The sequence below is a fragment of the Paenarthrobacter nitroguajacolicus genome (assembly GCF_051027655.1).
In the GTDB taxonomy this organism is placed as follows: Bacteria; Actinomycetota; Actinomycetes; order Actinomycetales; family Micrococcaceae; genus Arthrobacter; species Arthrobacter nitroguajacolicus.
Map to the genome: position 1 here is coordinate 3,506,036 of NZ_CP073234.1, position 16,605 is coordinate 3,522,640.

At 63.2% G+C, this 16,605-nt stretch carries 15 protein-coding genes; 4 read left to right on the forward strand and 11 right to left on the reverse strand.

The window, feature by feature from the left end; translation table 11 throughout:
- Positions 1-69 precede the first annotated feature (69 nt).
- From KCX59_RS16630 to KCX59_RS16660, 7 genes are all read right to left on the reverse strand, one after another.
- Positions 70-1,215 (reverse strand): ABC transporter substrate-binding protein, encoded by a 1,146-nt coding sequence (locus KCX59_RS16630; RefSeq protein ID WP_179019574.1) that lies wholly within the window; start codon positions 1,213-1,215, stop codon positions 70-72.
- A 154-nt stretch (positions 1,216-1,369) separates the two neighbouring features.
- Complete coding sequence (gene mmuM / locus KCX59_RS16635; protein ID WP_179019572.1) at positions 1,370-2,323, reverse strand: homocysteine S-methyltransferase; 954 nt, start codon at positions 2,321-2,323, stop codon at positions 1,370-1,372.
- A 99-nt stretch (positions 2,324-2,422) separates the two neighbouring features.
- Positions 2,423-3,826 carry a sulfate adenylyltransferase subunit 1 gene (locus KCX59_RS16640; RefSeq protein WP_179019570.1) on the reverse strand — a complete coding sequence of 468 codons (1,404 nt, stop codon included), beginning with the start codon at positions 3,824-3,826 and terminating at the stop codon, positions 2,423-2,425.
- Positions 3,827-4,786, reverse strand: a complete 960-nt coding sequence (gene cysD / locus KCX59_RS16645; RefSeq protein WP_178997380.1) for a sulfate adenylyltransferase subunit CysD — start codon at positions 4,784-4,786, stop codon at positions 3,827-3,829.
- On the reverse strand, positions 4,783-5,535 hold the full coding sequence (locus tag KCX59_RS16650; RefSeq protein WP_178997382.1) for a phosphoadenylyl-sulfate reductase: 753 nt from the start codon (positions 5,533-5,535) through the stop codon (positions 4,783-4,785). Before KCX59_RS16650 ends, cysD begins: the two co-directional genes overlap by 4 nt.
- On the reverse strand, positions 5,532-7,274 hold the full coding sequence (locus KCX59_RS16655; protein ID WP_179019568.1) for a nitrite/sulfite reductase: 1,743 nt from the start codon (positions 7,272-7,274) through the stop codon (positions 5,532-5,534). Before KCX59_RS16655 ends, KCX59_RS16650 begins: the two co-directional genes overlap by 4 nt.
- Before the next feature lie 153 nt (positions 7,275-7,427).
- A complete protein-coding gene (locus tag KCX59_RS16660) occupies positions 7,428-8,195 on the reverse strand; it encodes a sirohydrochlorin chelatase (RefSeq protein ID WP_179019566.1) in 768 nt (255 codons plus the stop codon).
- Here KCX59_RS16660 and KCX59_RS16665 point away from each other — a divergent pair, their 5' ends adjacent.
- Both KCX59_RS16665 and KCX59_RS16670 read left to right on the forward strand, forming a co-directional pair.
- Complete coding sequence (locus KCX59_RS16665) at positions 8,196-8,867, forward strand: trimeric intracellular cation channel family protein (protein ID WP_179019564.1); 672 nt, start codon at positions 8,196-8,198, stop codon at positions 8,865-8,867. It abuts the gene before it with no gap.
- A 13-nt stretch (positions 8,868-8,880) separates the two neighbouring features.
- Positions 8,881-9,306: a hypothetical protein gene (locus KCX59_RS16670; RefSeq protein ID WP_178997390.1), complete on the forward strand. Its 426-nt coding sequence runs from the start codon at positions 8,881-8,883 to the stop codon at positions 9,304-9,306.
- Between the two features lie 181 nt (positions 9,307-9,487).
- Here KCX59_RS16670 and KCX59_RS16675 read toward each other — a convergent pair whose 3' ends face one another.
- The 4 genes from KCX59_RS16675 to KCX59_RS16690 form a co-directional block, all read right to left on the reverse strand.
- Positions 9,488-10,357, reverse strand: a complete 870-nt coding sequence (locus tag KCX59_RS16675; protein WP_179019562.1) for a type IV toxin-antitoxin system AbiEi family antitoxin domain-containing protein — start codon at positions 10,355-10,357, stop codon at positions 9,488-9,490.
- Between the two features lie 579 nt (positions 10,358-10,936).
- The gene (locus KCX59_RS16680) at positions 10,937-12,040 is read right to left on the reverse strand and encodes a polyprenyl synthetase family protein (protein ID WP_091469256.1); all 1,104 of its coding nucleotides are present in this window, start codon (positions 12,038-12,040) and stop codon (positions 10,937-10,939) included.
- Positions 12,041-12,049: 9 nt separating this feature from the next.
- On the reverse strand, positions 12,050-13,393 hold the full coding sequence (locus KCX59_RS16685) for a geranylgeranyl reductase family protein (RefSeq protein ID WP_179019560.1): 1,344 nt from the start codon (positions 13,391-13,393) through the stop codon (positions 12,050-12,052).
- Between the two features lie 28 nt (positions 13,394-13,421).
- A complete protein-coding gene (locus KCX59_RS16690) occupies positions 13,422-14,183 on the reverse strand; it encodes a demethylmenaquinone methyltransferase (protein ID WP_017197159.1) in 762 nt (253 codons plus the stop codon).
- A gap of 91 nt (positions 14,184-14,274) precedes the next feature.
- Here KCX59_RS16690 and KCX59_RS16695 point away from each other — a divergent pair, with 91 nt between their 5' ends.
- Positions 14,275-15,630, forward strand: a complete 1,356-nt coding sequence (locus KCX59_RS16695) for an isochorismate synthase (RefSeq protein ID WP_179019558.1) — start codon at positions 14,275-14,277, stop codon at positions 15,628-15,630.
- Positions 15,631-15,788: 158 nt separating this feature from the next.
- Positions 15,789-16,586 carry an ABC transporter substrate-binding protein gene (locus tag KCX59_RS16700; RefSeq protein ID WP_178997396.1) on the forward strand — a complete coding sequence of 266 codons (798 nt, stop codon included), beginning with the start codon at positions 15,789-15,791 and terminating at the stop codon, positions 16,584-16,586.
- Positions 16,587-16,605 lie beyond the last annotated feature (19 nt).

Here is a 16,605-nt window from a genome sequence, read left to right on the forward strand (position 1 = left end):
GAGCTGATGTGGCCAAAGGCCGGTCCGCTTCCCCTGTGGATGAGGGGAAGCGGACCAGCCTGCTACTGCTTAGTCCTGGCCAAGTCCTGCGGCCGAGGTTTTCTTGCCTTCAACCTCGTTCAAGGTGCGGAGGTCGAAGATGCCGTTGATGTCGGCCTGCTTGGTGGTGCCGGCCTTGACGCCGTCTTCGAGGAGCTTGTTGTACGTTCCGGCCAGCGGGTCGGTGGTGAACTTGATGTTCTGCAGCGCCCGTTCAATCACGTTCGCCGGAAGCGGCTTGCCCGCAGTGTCCTTGAGGACCGCGTTGATGGTGGTCGCCTTCTGGGAAGTGGAAGCGCTATTCAGCCAGTTCACGGATTCCACGTGGCCCTTCAGGAGAGCCTTCACGGTTTCGGGGTGTTCTGCGGCGAACTTCTTGTTCACGATCAGGATGGTGGTGGTGAAGTCACCGTTCTCCCACAGGTCCTTCTCATCAACCAGGACCTTCGCACCGGCTTCGAGCACCAGGCGGGAGGCCCACGGCTCCGGCAACCATGCGCCGTCGAGCTTTCCGTCGGTGAAGAGCTTCAGCGACTGGGCATTCTCGGTGGGGTTGATGTTTACGTCGCCGCTGCCATCGGTGTTGGTCTTGAAGCCCTGGTCACCGAGCCAGGCGCGGAGTGCAACGTCCTGGGTTCCGCCGAGCTGCGGGGAGCTGAGGATCTTGCCTTTGAGGTCGGCAGCGGAGTTGATCTCCGGCTTGACTACGAGCTGGGCACCGCCGGAAGCGGCACCGGCGATGATGCTGATGGACTCGCCGTTGCTCTTGACATAGGAGTTGATGGCAGGGTTCGGGCCGATGTAAGTGGCGTCGATGGCGCCGGCGTTCAGGGCTTCGATCGCGGCGGGGCCTGCGTTGAAGACCTGCGTGCTGAGCTTGGTATCGCCGAGCTCCTTGGCGATCAGGCCCTTGCTGGTGCCTACCAGCGCGGGGCCGTGGGTCACGTTGCTGAAGTAACCAAGCTTCAGCTCAGCAGCCGGCGTCGTGGTGGGCGCCGGGGCGGCCTGGTTGTTCTGCGAAACAGCGGAAGCGACTGCGGCGCCCGCACCGATGAGGAGCACCAGGCCGACGGCCAAGGCGATCTCTACTGTGCGGCGGCGCTTGGGCTTGGGTGCGGTCTCACCGGCAACGATGCGGGTGGTGCCGGTGTTGGGTGACTCGGGGGTGTTAGCCATGGGGGTGGGTCCTTAGGGAGGTGGGATGCGAGCGGGGCGAAGATCAGGCCCCGTGACATCGCCCGTCGAGGGCAAGCAAGGACCATTCCGGAGAGGTCATGCCTTCACAGTAGGGACTGTCATATTTCGGCTTCAATCCCGTAGAAATCAAGGTTCACGCAGGTTCACGTGACGTCATATTCGCTGCAAGGCCTTCAATGTCGCGCGGAGTTGTGCGGCAGCAGCCACCTATGAGACGGGCGCCCCGGTCCTGCCAAACGGCTGCGTTGCCGGCCAAGGTTCCGTTGCCCTGAACACCCTCTGACGGACCCCACGTCTTGGTGACGGCATCGTAGCTCTCCCCCGAATTCGGATACGCGACCAGCGGCTTGTCGGAGGACTGCTGCAGGGTGCCGAGAGCTTCTGTCACCAGGTCCAGCGGCACACAGTTCACGCCGACGGCGGCCACCCGCGGTTCCGCGCTGAGCAGCGCTGCCACGTCCGCAATCGGCGTTCCGTCACTGATGTGGCCGCTGTCCCGCAGCGTGAACGTAAACCAGGATTCGACGTCGAACTCCGCCACGAGCGCCAACAGCGCCTCCGCTTCGGCGAACGACGGCAGCGTCTCGCACGCCAGGAAATCCGCGCCGGCTTCAACGAGAGCGGCAATGCGGGGCCTGTGGAAGTCCCGGAATTCCGCGGCGGAAAGCGTGTAATCGCCCCGATACTCAGAGCCATCAGCCAGGTAGGCGCCGTAGGGACCCACGGATCCGGCTACCAAAAGCGGCCCACGGGCAGAACCCTCAGCCAAGGCTTCCTGGCGGGCTTCATCGGCCAACCGGACGCTCAACGCCACCAGCTCCAACGACTCATCAACGGACAACCCGCGCCGCGCAAAACCCTGCGGAGTCGCCTGGTAGCTGGCGGTGATGGCCACGGAGGCTCCGGCGTCGAAATAGTCGCGGTGGACTTGCTTGATCAGGTGCGGCTGCTCAAGCAGGACCTTGGCTGACCACAACGCGTCTTCCAGATCGCAGCCGTGAGCCTCCAGTTCCGTGGCCAAGGCGCCGTCCAGGACCAAGTCCTTGCCGGCGTTGAGGAGCGTGCTGAGCCTTGTGTTCTGTGGCATGGGTCCTTCCCAAAAAAGAAAACCGCAGCCTGTTCGAAATTCCCGCCGTACAACGAGAGGAGTCGCGAACAAGCTGCGGTTTTGTGACTACGTATGACCCTAGATGACGTAACGTTCGTCTTCGTGGTCGCCCGGGTGGTCCTTGACCAAACCGGCGGCAAGGGTGTTGCCGTCGATGGGGTCGATCACCAGGAAAGCGCCGGTGCGGCGGTGGTGCAGGTAGTTCTCCAGCGGCAGCGCAGCGGACAACCGGAGCTGTGCGTGTCCGATGTCGTTGAGCTCCAGGTTGGACGCGGGCTCTACGTTGAACGTGGCCAGGTCCAGCTTGCCCGTGACGTTCCGGACCAGGGCCTGGACCGTTCGTGTACCGTGCTTCACCAGGACCTTCTGGCCTTCGCGGAGCGGCTTGGGTGAGAGCCATGCCAACGACGCGTACAGATCAGCTGTGCTCTCACGGACAGTCCCGGCAGCAGCGATGGTGTCACCGCGGGCGATGTCGATCTCGTCAGCCAGGCGGACAGCCACCGACTGCGGCGCCGCGGCCTCCTCCAGCGACTGGCCGGCGAAGTCGATGCCGATCACCGTGGTGGTGCGCGGCTCGTGGCCCGGGCTGATGACGGATACTTCGTCGCCAACCTTGACGGAGCCCTCGGTGATCTGGCCGGCGTAGGCGCGGTAATCGCGGTACGCCTCCACATCGAGCCCGGCGGCAACAGCATCCGGAGCCAGGGCACCCTGCGGACGGATCACCAGCTGGACCGGGAAGCGGAAGCTCTCCAGTTCGGCCTCGAGTTCGTCAGCAGCCGGGAGGGTTTCGAGGACCTCCAACAGTGCAGGACCGGTGTACCAGGGGGTGCGCTCGGAGCGGTCCACCACGTTGTCGCCATCAAGGGCCGAAACAGGAACCACCAGCAGATCAGCAACGCCATCGGAACCCAGACCAAGCTCACGCGCAACCTTCTGCACGTCGGCTTCGATGTCGCGGAATACCTGCTCGCTGAAATCAACAAGGTCGATCTTGTTCACGGCAACAATCACGTGGGGAACGCGCAGCAGCTGCAACACGGACAGGTGACGGCGGGTCTGCTCCAGCACACCCTTACGGGCGTCGATAAGTACGACGACGGCATCCGCAGTGGACGCGCCGGTCACCGTGTTCTTGGTGTACTGAACGTGGCCGGGGCAGTCCGCCAGGATGAAGCTGCGGCGGTCCGTGGCGAAGTAGCGGTAAGCGACATCGATGGTGATGCCCTGCTCGCGCTCGGCGCGCAGTCCGTCGGTCAGGAGGGCGAGGTCGATCCCGCCCTTTTCGCCGCCGAAGCCGCGGTCCGCGGAGGTGCGGGCAACGGCGTCGAGCGTGTCAGCAAGAATCGCCTTGGAATCGTGAAGGAGGCGGCCCACCAAAGTGGACTTGCCGTCGTCCACCGACCCGGCGGTAGCGAAGCGGAACAGGGTTGTGGGCAGGGCTGTTTCCAGCCCGGCAGCCAGTGTTTCGGTGCTCATTTAGAAGTAGCCGTCCTTCTTGCGGTCTTCCATGGCTGCCTCGGAGATGCGGTCATCTGCTCGGGTGGCGCCACGTTCGGTCAGGGTGGAGGCAGCGACTTCAACTACGACGTCGGCCACGGTGCGGGCATCGGACTCGACGGCACCGGTGCAGGACATGTCGCCCACGGTGCGGTAGCGCACGAGCTTGGTGATGACTTCCTCGTGCGGCAACGGTTCGGAAACCTCGCCTACCGCGCGCCACATGCCGTCGCGGGCGAAAACCTCACGCTCGTGGGCGTAGTACAGGCCGGGGAGCTCGATGTTCTCTCGCTCGATGTAGCGCCAGATGTCCAGCTCGGTCCAGTTGCTGATGGGGAACGCGCGAACGTGCTGGCCCACGGTGTGGCGGCCGTTGTACAGGTTCCACAACTCGGGGCGCTGGTTGCGCGGATCCCACTGGCCGAACTCGTCACGCAGGCTCAGGATGCGCTCCTTGGCGCGGGCCTTGTCCTCGTCACGGCGGCCGCCGCCGAACACGGCGTCGAACTTGTTGCGCTGGATGGCATCAAGCAACGGAACAGTCTGCAACGGGTTGCGGGTGCCATCGGCACGCTCGGCCAGCTCACCGCGGTCGATGAACTCCTGCACCGAGCCGACAACCAGCTTCAGGCCAAGACGCTCAACGGTGCGGTCCCGGAAGTCGATGACCTCCGGAAAGTTGTGGCCCGTGTCCACGTGCAGGACCGGGAAGGGAACCTTGCCCGGCCAGAACGCCTTGGTGGCCAGGTGCAGCATGACCACGGAATCCTTGCCGCCGGAGAACAGCAGCGCAGGCTTCTCGAACTCGGCAACAACTTCACGAATGATGTGGATGGCCTCGGACTCGAGGGTGTCCAAGCTGGAGAGGCGCTCGGCTGAGGGGGCGTCAACTGCCGCTGCAACTTCCACCGTGGACTCCTCTGTTGTGTAAGTGCTCATGTGTGTAGTCCGCATTCTGTCTTGTCGGATCCTGCCCAGCGGCCGGCTCGGGGGTCTTCACCCGGGGCCACTTTGCGGGTGCAGGGCTGGCAGCCGATGGACGGGTAGCCCTGGCTCAGGAGGGGGTTGACGGGAAGGATGTTGTCCTCGGAGTACTCGATCAGCTGATCGAAGGTCCAGTCGACCATCGGGTTCACCTTGACCAGGCCGAAGCCCTCATCCCAGGTGATCACCGGCGTGTTGGTGCGGGTGGGGCCCTCGTCGCGTCGGACACCGGTGAACCACACCTCGTAGCCGGCCAGCGAACGGCGCAGCGGCTGTACCTTGCGCAGCGCGCAGCACTGGGCGGGGTCGCGGGCGAACAGGTCCTTGCCCAGGAGGCGGTCCTGCTGCTCCACGGTGCTTTCCGGAAGGACGTCCACCACGTTGACGCGGAGGTTGGCTGCAACTTCGTCGCGGGTCTCGTACGTTTCCTTGAAGTGGTAGCCGGTCTCCAGGAACAAAACGTCGACGCCGGGAAGCTGGTCCGCGACCAAAGCCGGCAGGACGGCGTCGGCCATGGAGCAGGCGACCGTCACCGCGGGCAGCTCGAAGTTACGGGCCACCCAGGCGATGACGTCCCGGGCAGGGGCGTTCCAGCCCAGCTCAGCGGCGCCCTGTTCGGCCAGGGCCTTCAGCTCTTCATGGGAGCGCAGTGCCGGACGGGCTGCTGCGCTGGCGAGGTTGGTAATCGTGACGGGATCTGTCATTGGAGATCTCCTTCATCGGCCGAGTGTGCCCACTCCGCGAAGGTCTGGCCCTCGGCGCCCACGGCGACGAATTTACGGACCACGCGCTCCACGTAATCGGGCAGGTCTTCCACCGTGACCTTGAGGCCGCGGACGGTACGTCCCAAACCGGCTTCCTCGCGCTCATTGTTAGCCAGCCCGCCACCGAGGTGGACCTGGAAACCCGGGGTGGGGTCGCCGTCGGGCGTTGGCAACATCATGCCCTTCAGGCCGATATCGGCCGTCTGGATACGTGCGCAGGAGTTCGGGCAGCCGTTGATGTGGAGGGACAGTGCCGACGGCAGCTGCTTGGTCTCCACGAGGTCCACCAGGCGGCGCTCCAGCTCAGCGATGGCCGTGGCTGCCGTGACCTTGGTTTCCACGATGGCCAGCTTGCAGTATTCGATGCCCGTGCAGGCGATAGTGCCGCGGCGGAACACGGACGGACGGGCGGAGAGGCCCAAAGTGTCCAGTTCGGCGATGAGCGGTTCAACCTGCTCCTCGGCCACATCCAGGATGACGAGCTTCTGGTGAGGGGTAGTGCGCAAGCGGTAGCTGCCGTGCTTCTCCAGGGTGTCCGCCAGCGTGACAAGTGCCTCGCCGGATGTGCGGCCCACAGTAGGGGTCACGCCGATGAAGAACTTGCCGTCCTTCTGCTCGTGAACGCCGATGTGATCGCCGGGGGCCGTGGGCTTGGGAGCAGCAGGGCCGTCGGGAAGCTTGAAACCGAGGTATTCGTCCTCCAGGATCTGGCGGAACTTGACCGGTCCCCAGTCGTTCATGAGGAACTTCAGGCGTGCCTTGGTGCGCATGCGGCGGTAGCCGTAGTCGCGGAAGATGCTGGTGACGCCGAGCCATACTTCAGCGGCAACATCAGCGGAGACGAATACACCAAGGCGTTCGGCCAGGCGCGGGTTGGTGGACAGGCCGCCGCCGACCCAGAGGTCGTAGCCGGCACCGAGTTCAGGGTGGACAACGCCCACCAAAGCGAAGTCGTTGATCTCGTGCACCACGTCCTGGGACGGGTGGCCCGTGATGGCGGTCTTGTATTTGCGGGGCAGGTTGGCCAGCTCAGGGTCGCCGATGAAACGTTCGGCGAGCTCGTGGATCAGCGGGGTGGGATCGATGATCTCATCCTTGGCGATGCCCGCAACGGGGGAGCCGAGGATGACACGGGGAACGTCGCCGCAAGCCTCGGTGGTGGACAGGCCAATGCCTTCAAGGCGGCGCCAGATTTCCGGCACATCCTCAACGCGGATCCAGTGCAGCTGGATGTTCTGGCGGTCCGTGAGGTCGGCCGATCCGCGGGCGAAGTCCACGGAAATCTGGCCGATGACGCGAAGCTGCTCGGTGGTCAGCGCACCGCCGTCGATGCGCACGCGCAGCATGAAGTACTTGTCTTCGAGCTCGTGCGGTTCAAGCGTTGCGGTCTTGCCGCCGTCGATCCCGGGTTTGCGCTGGGTGTAGAGGCCCCACCAACGGAAGCGACCGTGAAGGTCCGTGCCGTCGATCGAATCAAAGCCCTCTTTGGAGTAGACAGACTCAATCCGCTCACGGACGTTCAGCCCGTTGTCTTCCTGCTTCCAGGTTTCGTTGGCGTTCAGTGGAGCGGTGCCGTCAACCTTCCACTGGCCGTGGGGCTTGGCGGCAGGGCGGGTGCGTGCCGGACGCGAGGGGACTGCGGTGTCCGAGGACGCACCGGCTACAGCTGTATCTGTCATACATCGACTGTAGGTCTGGCGAGTTTTCGCCAGCAAAGGTCCGGAAACGCGAAGTCACCTAGGGAAACATTTCGTCACGAACACGCCAGCGGCCTTGTCCGAAGGACCTGTTTTGTGCAGGTCCATTTGGCCCTTTTCCCGCGTGAATAAAGGTTAGGAGAGGCTTTCCAACACTGCGTCGTAACGTTCCAGCGCGATCTCTGCCAGCACCGTCGACGGAAGCAAAGGAGCCGACACAATGTCCGCGCCGGCCTTTGCCAGTTGGTCGTGGAAATAACCGGTCGCCAGCAGGTAGGAGGCAATGAAGACCCTTCCGGTCCCACCGTCGGAGGCGAGTTCGGCACGCAAGGAGGCGACGCCGTCGGGCACTGTTGGCTGGGCGCTGGCGCCATAGGCGACCCGGACCTTGTTGGGCAGCAGCTCACCGAGGAGTCGCGCCTGCTCTTCCGAGTCCACCGAGCCGTCCGGAAGGGACGATCCCGCGGCAGCCAGCAGCACGCCGTCGTTCTCCTGCAACCCAGCCGCACGCAGGTGCGTGGTCAACAGCTCAGCCAGACGGGGATCCGGTCCCAGCGGCTTGGCAGCCACTACCTCGGGGCGGCTCTTGATGGCCTTGGGAACGTCCACCTTGATGTGAAAGCCCGTTGAGAGCAAAAGCGGTACGACGACGGCGGCAGTCCCCTCGGGCAGGCCCTCCACCACACCGCCCAACTCGGGTTCCTGCACGTCAACGTACGCTTCAACCACGCGCAAACCGGGGCGGAGAGTTTCAATTTCAGCCATCACGCGTCGGATGGCAGCCTGGCCTTCGGCGTTGCGGGTTCCGTGGGCGCAAGCGATCAAAACGGGGCTGTTCATGGGAGCTAGCGTAACGTTGAGCCAGCACCTGTTGTGAAGCACGTTAAGAAAGAACCAGTCCACTTGATTTCCTTTGACATTGTTCTTCTTTGGCTTGACCTCATCGGCGTGTTCTTTTTTGCTGTGTCGGGCTCGTTGTTGGCCGCCCGGAAGCAGTTCGACTTTGTTGGTTCGGTGCTGCTCGCTTCCATCGCGGCGCTGGGCGGTGGGGTGATCCGCGACATCGTGATCAACGCCGGCCCCCCGATCGCCTTCACAAACCCCGCCTACCTCGCCCCGCCTGTGCTGGCAGCCTTGCTGGTCTACTACCTTTTCTCGTCGGTGCAGCGTTTCACGTCCCTTTTAACGTTGTTCGACGCCGGCGGATTGGCGTTGTTCTGCATCACCGGCACGCTGAAAGCCATCAGTGCGGGCATGAACCCCGTGGCTGCAATCCTGTTGGGCGTCACCACGGGAGTGGGCGGCGGCCTGCTCCGTGACATCACCGCCAACGAAGTCCCCACCCTGTTCAACAACCGCGACCTCTATGCACTGCCCGCCTTTGCGGGCGCCGGTTTGACCACATTGATGTGGCACCTTGGCCTGTTCAGCGGGCTTACGGCCTGTGTCATTGCCGGTGTTGTTTTCACTTTCCGGGTGACCGCATGGCGCCGCGGCTGGTATGTGCCCTTGGCTGTGCGTGGTTGGCATCGCGCAGGCACCGGTGGGGGCGCAATTTCCGGTGCCCGGGATTAGCTAGGATAAGAGCATGACTGACATGTTCCTCGAGAAGTTCCGCGCGCTGGTCCCAAAGTATCTCGAGGATGAATGGCAGGAAGAAGACGGCCTCACGCCCGACGAACTGGATGACGCCCTCTCCGATCACTCCTTCACCATCCCGCTGGTGCTGCGCGAGTTTTACCTCGCAATTGGCGGCTGCGAGGACCTCATGGAGGCCTACCACTACTTCTGGGACCCCGAGGAACTCGAGGTGGACGACGAAGGCTTCCTCATGTTCCTTGAGGACGAGGACGAGCAGTTCACTTGGGGCTTCCGCACCGCCGACCTCAGCATCCCGGACCCTATCGTCTGGCGCCGCAACAATGCCCGCGGCCAGTGGAAGAGCGAAGAGGGCACGTTCTCCGAGTTCGTGTTCGACATGTTCGAGTGGGCATTCAACGACGACGAAGACTAACTTTCCGTTTTGGAGCAGCCCCTTCCCACCCATTCCGGGTTGGGAAGGGGCTGTTTTATTGGGACCCCGTGCGGCCACCACCCACTTTGATTTTGGGCCTGCCCTGACACGCCGCTTCGGGGGTGTGTTGCCAGAAAGTTGGGGTCAAAGTAGGTGGTGGCGGTACAGGCCCAGAGGGAACTTACGACGGCGGCACCCACCTTGGCGCGTACCTCGCCGGCGCGTAGCGGCCAACTTCCCTGTTGCGCAGAACTGCCATGACTTCGGCGACCATCCTCTCTGGGTGATGAACGACGTCGACGTAGTAGTAATGGAGGGTCAATAGGCCTCTGCGCATGGCTGCGTTGTTCCTATACTGATCCTTCTTGACCTGTTTTCCCTCAAGGTGCGTGCCGCCGTCGAGTTCTACAATCAGGCATTCGTTAACCAAGCAGTCCACCTCCCCTACGCCCGGGACGTCCACGTGCATCTGGACTTCGAGACCTGCCCTGGTGAAGTGGGTGTGCGCGAGTACTTCCAGGAGCGAGTCGGCCCGAGGCAAAACCAAGTCCAGGATTTCCCGAACCTTGCCATTCCTGTTGCCCGGAAGCTTTGATTTCAGGAAATCTATGGACAGCAGTGCTTGGCTAACTGCGCTCTGCACCATGACCAGTGCTTCAAGTTCCGGTAGGCATCTGAGGGCGTGGATCAGAACATCGGCCACCCCCGCTATGGGCAGATACGAGTGGACTGGATGCAGGCAGGCCCCGTGGTGTACTACACCCCGTCTCGCTTGTCCCGTGCTGCAGCTGAGATGGAGAGCGTCTACGCCTCCCAGGGTCCAGAGACCATAGAAGCGCGCTGCCGAGACGCAGGTAAGCAAGCCGTCGGCTCGAAAGGCGGCAACGACGTCGGGGTCTGATGCCCGGGACGTGTAGACGCCGCGATGAAGGCGATTGACTACTCCGTCCCTCACCGCGTTTGCGAGCATGCGGCGAGTGAAGCCCGCGGTCATCAGGGTCCGAGTGGTCGCTGCTCCGCGCCGGCTTCGGAGGAAATTGTCGATGTCCATGTAGCCATGCTGAGTTCGGCAGGGACCCTGAGATGGCCGCAAAGTCCCCTATGTGGATAACTCCGTGTACCTCCACCACTTGGTTTGGCGGCCCTGAGGTTATGACACACCCTAACTCCGGCGTGTCCGTCGCTTCCGAAATTCAAAGTTGGTGGTGGAGGATCGGCGCTTGGCTGTAAATCGCGCTGCAGGAACGGGAAAACCATTGACGCAGGGAGTTGCATATGTGACAGAATTGTCATAAGCTTATCACGGATCCACTAAATGCCTCCGGTGGGTCTGATGCGAACGGAGATTGTGGTCCCGGTTCGGTGCAGCGTATGACTCGTAACGTTGCAGCGAGCCGGGGCCATTCCGTTTTTCCGGGGACTAAAAGTTTGGGCGCGTACGGCCACCACCCGCTTTGATTCCACCGAGGGCACAACACACCGTATCCACCAGCGTGTCACCACCCTCGCAGGCTCAAAGTGGGTGGTGAAGGTACCAAGTCCACCACGGCTGCGGGCCCAAAATATGGGGAAACAAAAGCAGGCGCCCGGCCTATGAAAAGTCCGGACGCCCGCCAACCCAAAAAGAAAACTAGCTGCTGCGGTCCACCACTGCGTGGGCAAAGTTGGTCAGTGAGGCCTTCACTACGCCCTCCGGCAGCGGGTCCAGGGCGGCAACTGCCTCGGCGGACCACTGGCGGGCAATCTTCCAGGACTCCTCGGTGACGGGGTGCTCGCGCAGACCGGCAACAACCTCAGCCAAAGCCGAGTCGGAGGACAAGTCGCCGTCCACCAGTTCCAGAAGTGCACTGGCCGAGGCATCGCCCGCAGCAGCATCACGGCGAAGCAGCAGGACAGGCAGGGTGGGAACACCCTCGCGGAGGTCGGTGCCCGGGGACTTGCCGGACTTGACCTTCACACCGGTGACGTCGATGACGTCGTCGGCGAGCTGGAAGGCTACGCCAACCTTCTCGCCGTACTCCACCAGCAGGTCCTCGAAGGACTCGTCGGCACCGGCGAAGATCGCCCCGAGTTGGCCGGACGCTGCAACCAGTGAGCCGGTCTTGTCAGCAATGACGGACAGGTAGTGCTCTACGGGATCTTCGTCTTCGCGAGGGCCCACGGTTTCGTGGAGCTGGCCGAGGCACAAGCGCTCAAACGTGCGGGCCTGGATGCCAAGGGCACGCGAACCGAGTTCGGACACCAGGATGGAAGCGCGGGCGAAGATGAGGTCGCCAGTAAGGATGGCCACCGAGTTGCCCCATACCTCGTGGGCAGTGGGAGCACCGCGGCGGAACGGAGCTGAGTCCATCACGTCGTCGTGGTACAGCGTGGCAAGGTGCGTCAGTTCCACCACTACAGCGGCCTGGACAACCTCGGGACGTGAAGCATCGCCGAGGTGGGCACACAGCAGAGTGAGCAGCGGACGGATGCGCTTTCCGCCGGCTTCCACCAGGTGGCGCGACGTCGCGTCAGCCAATGGGTCCGAGTTGGAAATAGCTTCGCGGAGCTTCTTCTCCACCCGGGCAAGGTTGGTGGTGATGGCAGGGCCGAGCTCGGGATCGCCCGCAATGGCAGCGAATCCGGCGGGCAGCTGGAGTCCCGTTGCGATTGCAGTGGTGTTGGGAGCAGGCTCGACAGCCTGCGGCAAGCCGTGCCCGGCATGCGTCCAGCTGTGTTCGGCAGAGTTCGTCACGGGTTAACCCTAACTAGTTGTTGCGGAAACCGCGGAGTCGGTGCCTGCCGGCGTAAGGGCGCTGGCAGGGGAAGTGTTGGACGTAGCCGGAACCAGCATCTCGAGGACCCGGATTACGCGGTCTTCGAAGCCCTTGGCGGACGGATCCGTGAGATTCGCGAGCATTCGAACCACAAAGCGCATGAGCACCGGAATTGGCATGCCCGTGCGCAGTGCAAGTTTCATCACGGCAGGCTTCCCGATCAAGGAAGCAAACATCCGGCCCAGCGTGAAGTGCGATCCCCACTGGTCCCGCACATAGTCCGCGTACCGCGAAAGGTGGGCATCGGCGTCGTACGTGGACCAACCGGCCGAAGCCGACCGCGAAGAAGCGTCAATCAAAAATTCTGCCGCGAACCGGGCCGATTCCATCGCGTAGGAAATGCCCTCGCCGTTGAACGGGGACACCATTCCCCCGGCGTCGCCCAGCAGGAGCAGCCCGGGTGAGTAGTGCGGCGTGCGGTTGAAGCCCATGGGCAGCGCGGCGCCGCGGATCTCCCCCACTTGGTTTTCCGGCGTGAAGCCCCAATCGGAGGGCATGCCGGCGGTCCATTCGCGGAGAACCTGCTTGTAGTCGAGCTTGCCGAATTCCTTGGACGAGTTCAGGATGCCGAGGCCCACGTTGGACGTCCCGTCGCCAACACCAAACACCCAGCCGTAGCCAGGCAGCGGCTTACCGGACTTGCCGGGAAGTTCCAGCCAGCCTTCCATCCAGTCGTCGTCGTGCCTGGGCGAGGTGAAGTACGTGCGCACCGCGACGCCCAGCGGACGGTCGTCACGCTTGTGCATACCCAGCGACACCGCGGTTCGCGTCGAGTTTCCGTCCGCGGCGAGTACGACGTCGGCGTGGAAGTCGCGCGTTTCGCCCGTCTTGCGTCCGGACTCGTCCAGGATGGAAGCCCGGGCGCCGATCACGCGGCCATCTTCAGCCGTCAACGCGGAGGTGACGCTGTGGCGTTCAAGCACGACGGCGCCCGCGGACTGAGCGTGACGGGCCAGGTCCTCGTCGAAACCGAGGCGGGTCCGGATCAGGCCGTACGTGGGAAAGTCAGCTACCTCGGGCCAAGGAAGTTCAATGGTGCGACCGCCGGCAATGAGGCGGAGGCCCTTGTTGCGCCTCCACCCTTCGGAGACCGCATGGGGCAGCCCGAGCTTCTGGATCTCGCGGACGGCGCGCGGAGTCAGGCCATCGCCGCAGACCTTTTCGCGGGGAAAGGAAGTCTTTTCCAGCACCGTGACATCGATGCCCTGCTGGGCGAGGTAATACGCGGCGGTGGACCCTGCCGGGCCCGCGCCAACAATCAGTACTTTCACAACGTCCTAATTCAACAGGCAGTGCTGGTTAGCCGGCCTGGTGGCGCGGCTTTATCTGGCGGCGGAGCTTTGCCACGGGAACACTTTCGCGGTGCTCTCCGGGCTTCTGTGCACGGTGGACAGCAACGATGCCGCCGCTGAGGTTGCGGTACGTGATGTCCGTCCAGCCGGCATCACTGAGCCACTGGGCCAGGTGGTCCTGATCCGGCCAGGCACGAATGGACTCGGCGAGGTACACGTAGGCGTCCGGGTTGGAGGAGACCTTGGTGGCGATCGCAGGGAGCGCACGCATCAGGTATTCGGTGTAGAGGTTGCGCCACAGCGGAACCACGGGGTGGGAGAACTCGGCGATGACCAGCCGGCCGCCGGGCTTGGTGACGCGCAGCATTTCCTCGAGGGCCTTGCGGGGTTCCACCACGTTGCGGAGGCCGAAGGAAATGGTGGAAGCGTCGAAGCTGTTGTCAGCGAACGGCAGGTTGGTGGCGTCACCGGCGATGAAGTCAATGTCCGGGCGGCGGCGCTTGCCCACTTTGAGCATGCCCAGGGAGAAGTCGCAGGCCACTACGTCCACGCCGGCATCAGCGTAGGGTTCGCTGGAAGTTCCCGTTCCGGCAGCCAGGTCAAGGACCTTCTGGCCTACCTTCACATCCATGGCGTCAACCACGATCCGCCGCCAACGCCGCGTCTGTCCCATGGACAGGACATCATTGACGACGTCGTATTTTGGGGCGACATCATCAAACATCGTCGCAACTTCGTCCGGACGCTTTTCCAAGGATGCTCGGTTCACCCTGTAATTGTCTCAGACATTCAGCCGACTTTGCTGCGCTGTAGAAGTCGGCTCAGATTCTGGCTGCGCGCGGGAGTACTGTTGTTCCATCATGACGAGCACGCTCCGTACCTTGACAGTCCCCCTCGATGTTGAATCATCCTCCGGGGGGCTGCCGTCGTTTCTGGTGCGGGACGACGTCCTTTGCTGGTCCCGCCGCGAGGCCGGCCTGGTGGGCTACGGCGAGCTAACGCGCTTCAATGCCACCGGCCCCGAAAGATTCCTTGAGGCCGATATCTGGTGGCGGCACCTCATTCTTGAGGCGGAAATCACGGACCACGTTGAGGTCCCGGGCACGGGCCCTGTGGCTTTCGGCTCGTTCGCCTTCTCCAAAACCTCTCCGCACGTTTCCCGCCTGATTCTTCCCGAGCTGGTGGTTGGCATCCGCGACGGCCGCGCCTGGGCCACCCAGTTAACGTTCGACGACGGCCCCCTCACCGAGGCGGGCGTCCTCGCCTCGGTGGACCGCTGGCTCACTGAGCCGGAGCCCAACGGTGACGGTTCAGCGGCAGGAGGGTCCGACGTCGGACTCTCACCGGAGGCCGTTGCTGCGGACGGTTCCGCGGGTCACCTTAGCCGTGGTTCCCTGAGCGAGGCCGCTTGGATGCAGGCAGTTTCCAACGGCGTGGAGGAGATCCGTGCCGGGAAGCTGGAGAAGCTTGTGCTGGCGCGCGACGTCGTGGCCAACCTCCCCGAGGGTGTGAACGCTGCGGAGGTGCTTCGTCAGCTCGCCGCGAGGTACCGGGAATGCTGGACGTACGGTGTGGACGGGCTCGTGGGTGCTACGCCGGAGATGCTGATTCAGGTGGAGGGCCGCACTGCACAGGCCCGCGTGCTGGCAGGAACCTTGGATCGCCGCGATGCCGACGGCATGGACGGCTCCCCCATGGAATATGCGGAACGGGTTTTGGCCGGTTCGGAAAAACAGCGGCACGAACACGAGATCGCCATCGATTCGCTCACGCGGCAGTTGGCTCCTTTCTCGGAGGCGATGAATTCCCATAGCGAACCGTTCATTCTGGAGCTGCCCAATGTGTGGCATTTGGCCTCGGACGTGAAGGCTGAGCTGGCGGATATCGAGGGACACGTCCCCACTTGCCTGGCCCTGATCAACGCTTTGCATCCCACGGCGGCGGTCTGCGGAACGCCCACGCTGATAGCTGGCGCGCTGATCCGCAAACTTGAACATTTGGACCGCGGCCCGTACGCCGGACCAGTGGGTTGGCTCGACGCTGCAGGGAACGGTGAATGGGGTATTGCGCTCCGCGGCGCGGTCATCGAAGACGCCAACACGGTGCGCCTGTACGCAGGTTGCGGGATCGTTGAGGGCTCCCAGCCGGAGGCAGAACTGGCCGAAACGTGGGCCAAGTTCCGGCCAATGCTTGAAGCGCTGGGCATCAAGCGCTGAATCTGGGATCCCAGACAGTGCCTCGGCGGGCGAGGTTGATTACTGGGTAAACTTGTTATCCAATAGTGAAACTTCGTTTCCTGTGATGCACATCTCACGTTCGGCGCTACACTAAAACCGACTCAGTTCAGCATCCACCGCAACAAAAGGTAAACAACATGCAGATCTCCCGTTCGGTTCTGTCCGGCACCAAGATTGCCGCCGTCCTGGCAGCCGGCGCCCTGGCCCTGACCGCCTGTGGTGGTTCCTCCACCCCCGCCGCCTCCTCCGAGTCGGGCCTCAAGCTCATCAACGCCGGCAAGCTCACGGTTTGCTCGGACGTTCCTTACGAGCCCTTCGAATTCCAGAAGGACGGCAAGATCGTCGGCTTCGACATGGACATCGCCGCCGAGCTTGCCAAGGATGTCAAAGCCGAGCTCAACGTGGTGGACAGCTCCTTCGAAGCCATCGAGACCGGCACCGCACTGACCGGTTGCGACGTCTCCATCTCCTCGATCTCCATCACTGACGTCCGCAAGAACGTCATGGACTTCTCCACTCCTTACCTGGACGATGACCTGACCCTCGTGGCCACGTCGGCTTCCGGCATCGATAACCTCGATGGCGCAAAGGGCAAGAAGGTGGGCGTCCAGCAGGCCACCACCGGCGCCCAGTACGCCAAGGACAAGGGAATTGACGCCCAGCAGTTCGAAGACTCCGGCCTCCTGGTCCAGGCCCTCAAGGCCGGCACCATCGACGCCGCCGTCGGCAACCAGTCCGTCCTCGGCTACGCCATCAAGGACGATTCCAACCTCAAGCGCGTTGAAGACTACGCAACGGGCGAGAAGCTGGGCATCTCCATTAAGAAGGGCAACACTGCCATGACGGATGCCGTGAACGCCACGCTGAAGCGCATCACCGACGACGGCACCCTGAAGAAGTTCGAGACCACCTGGTTCGGCGAAGCCACCAAGTAGTCCGAGCCCCGGCTCCCCG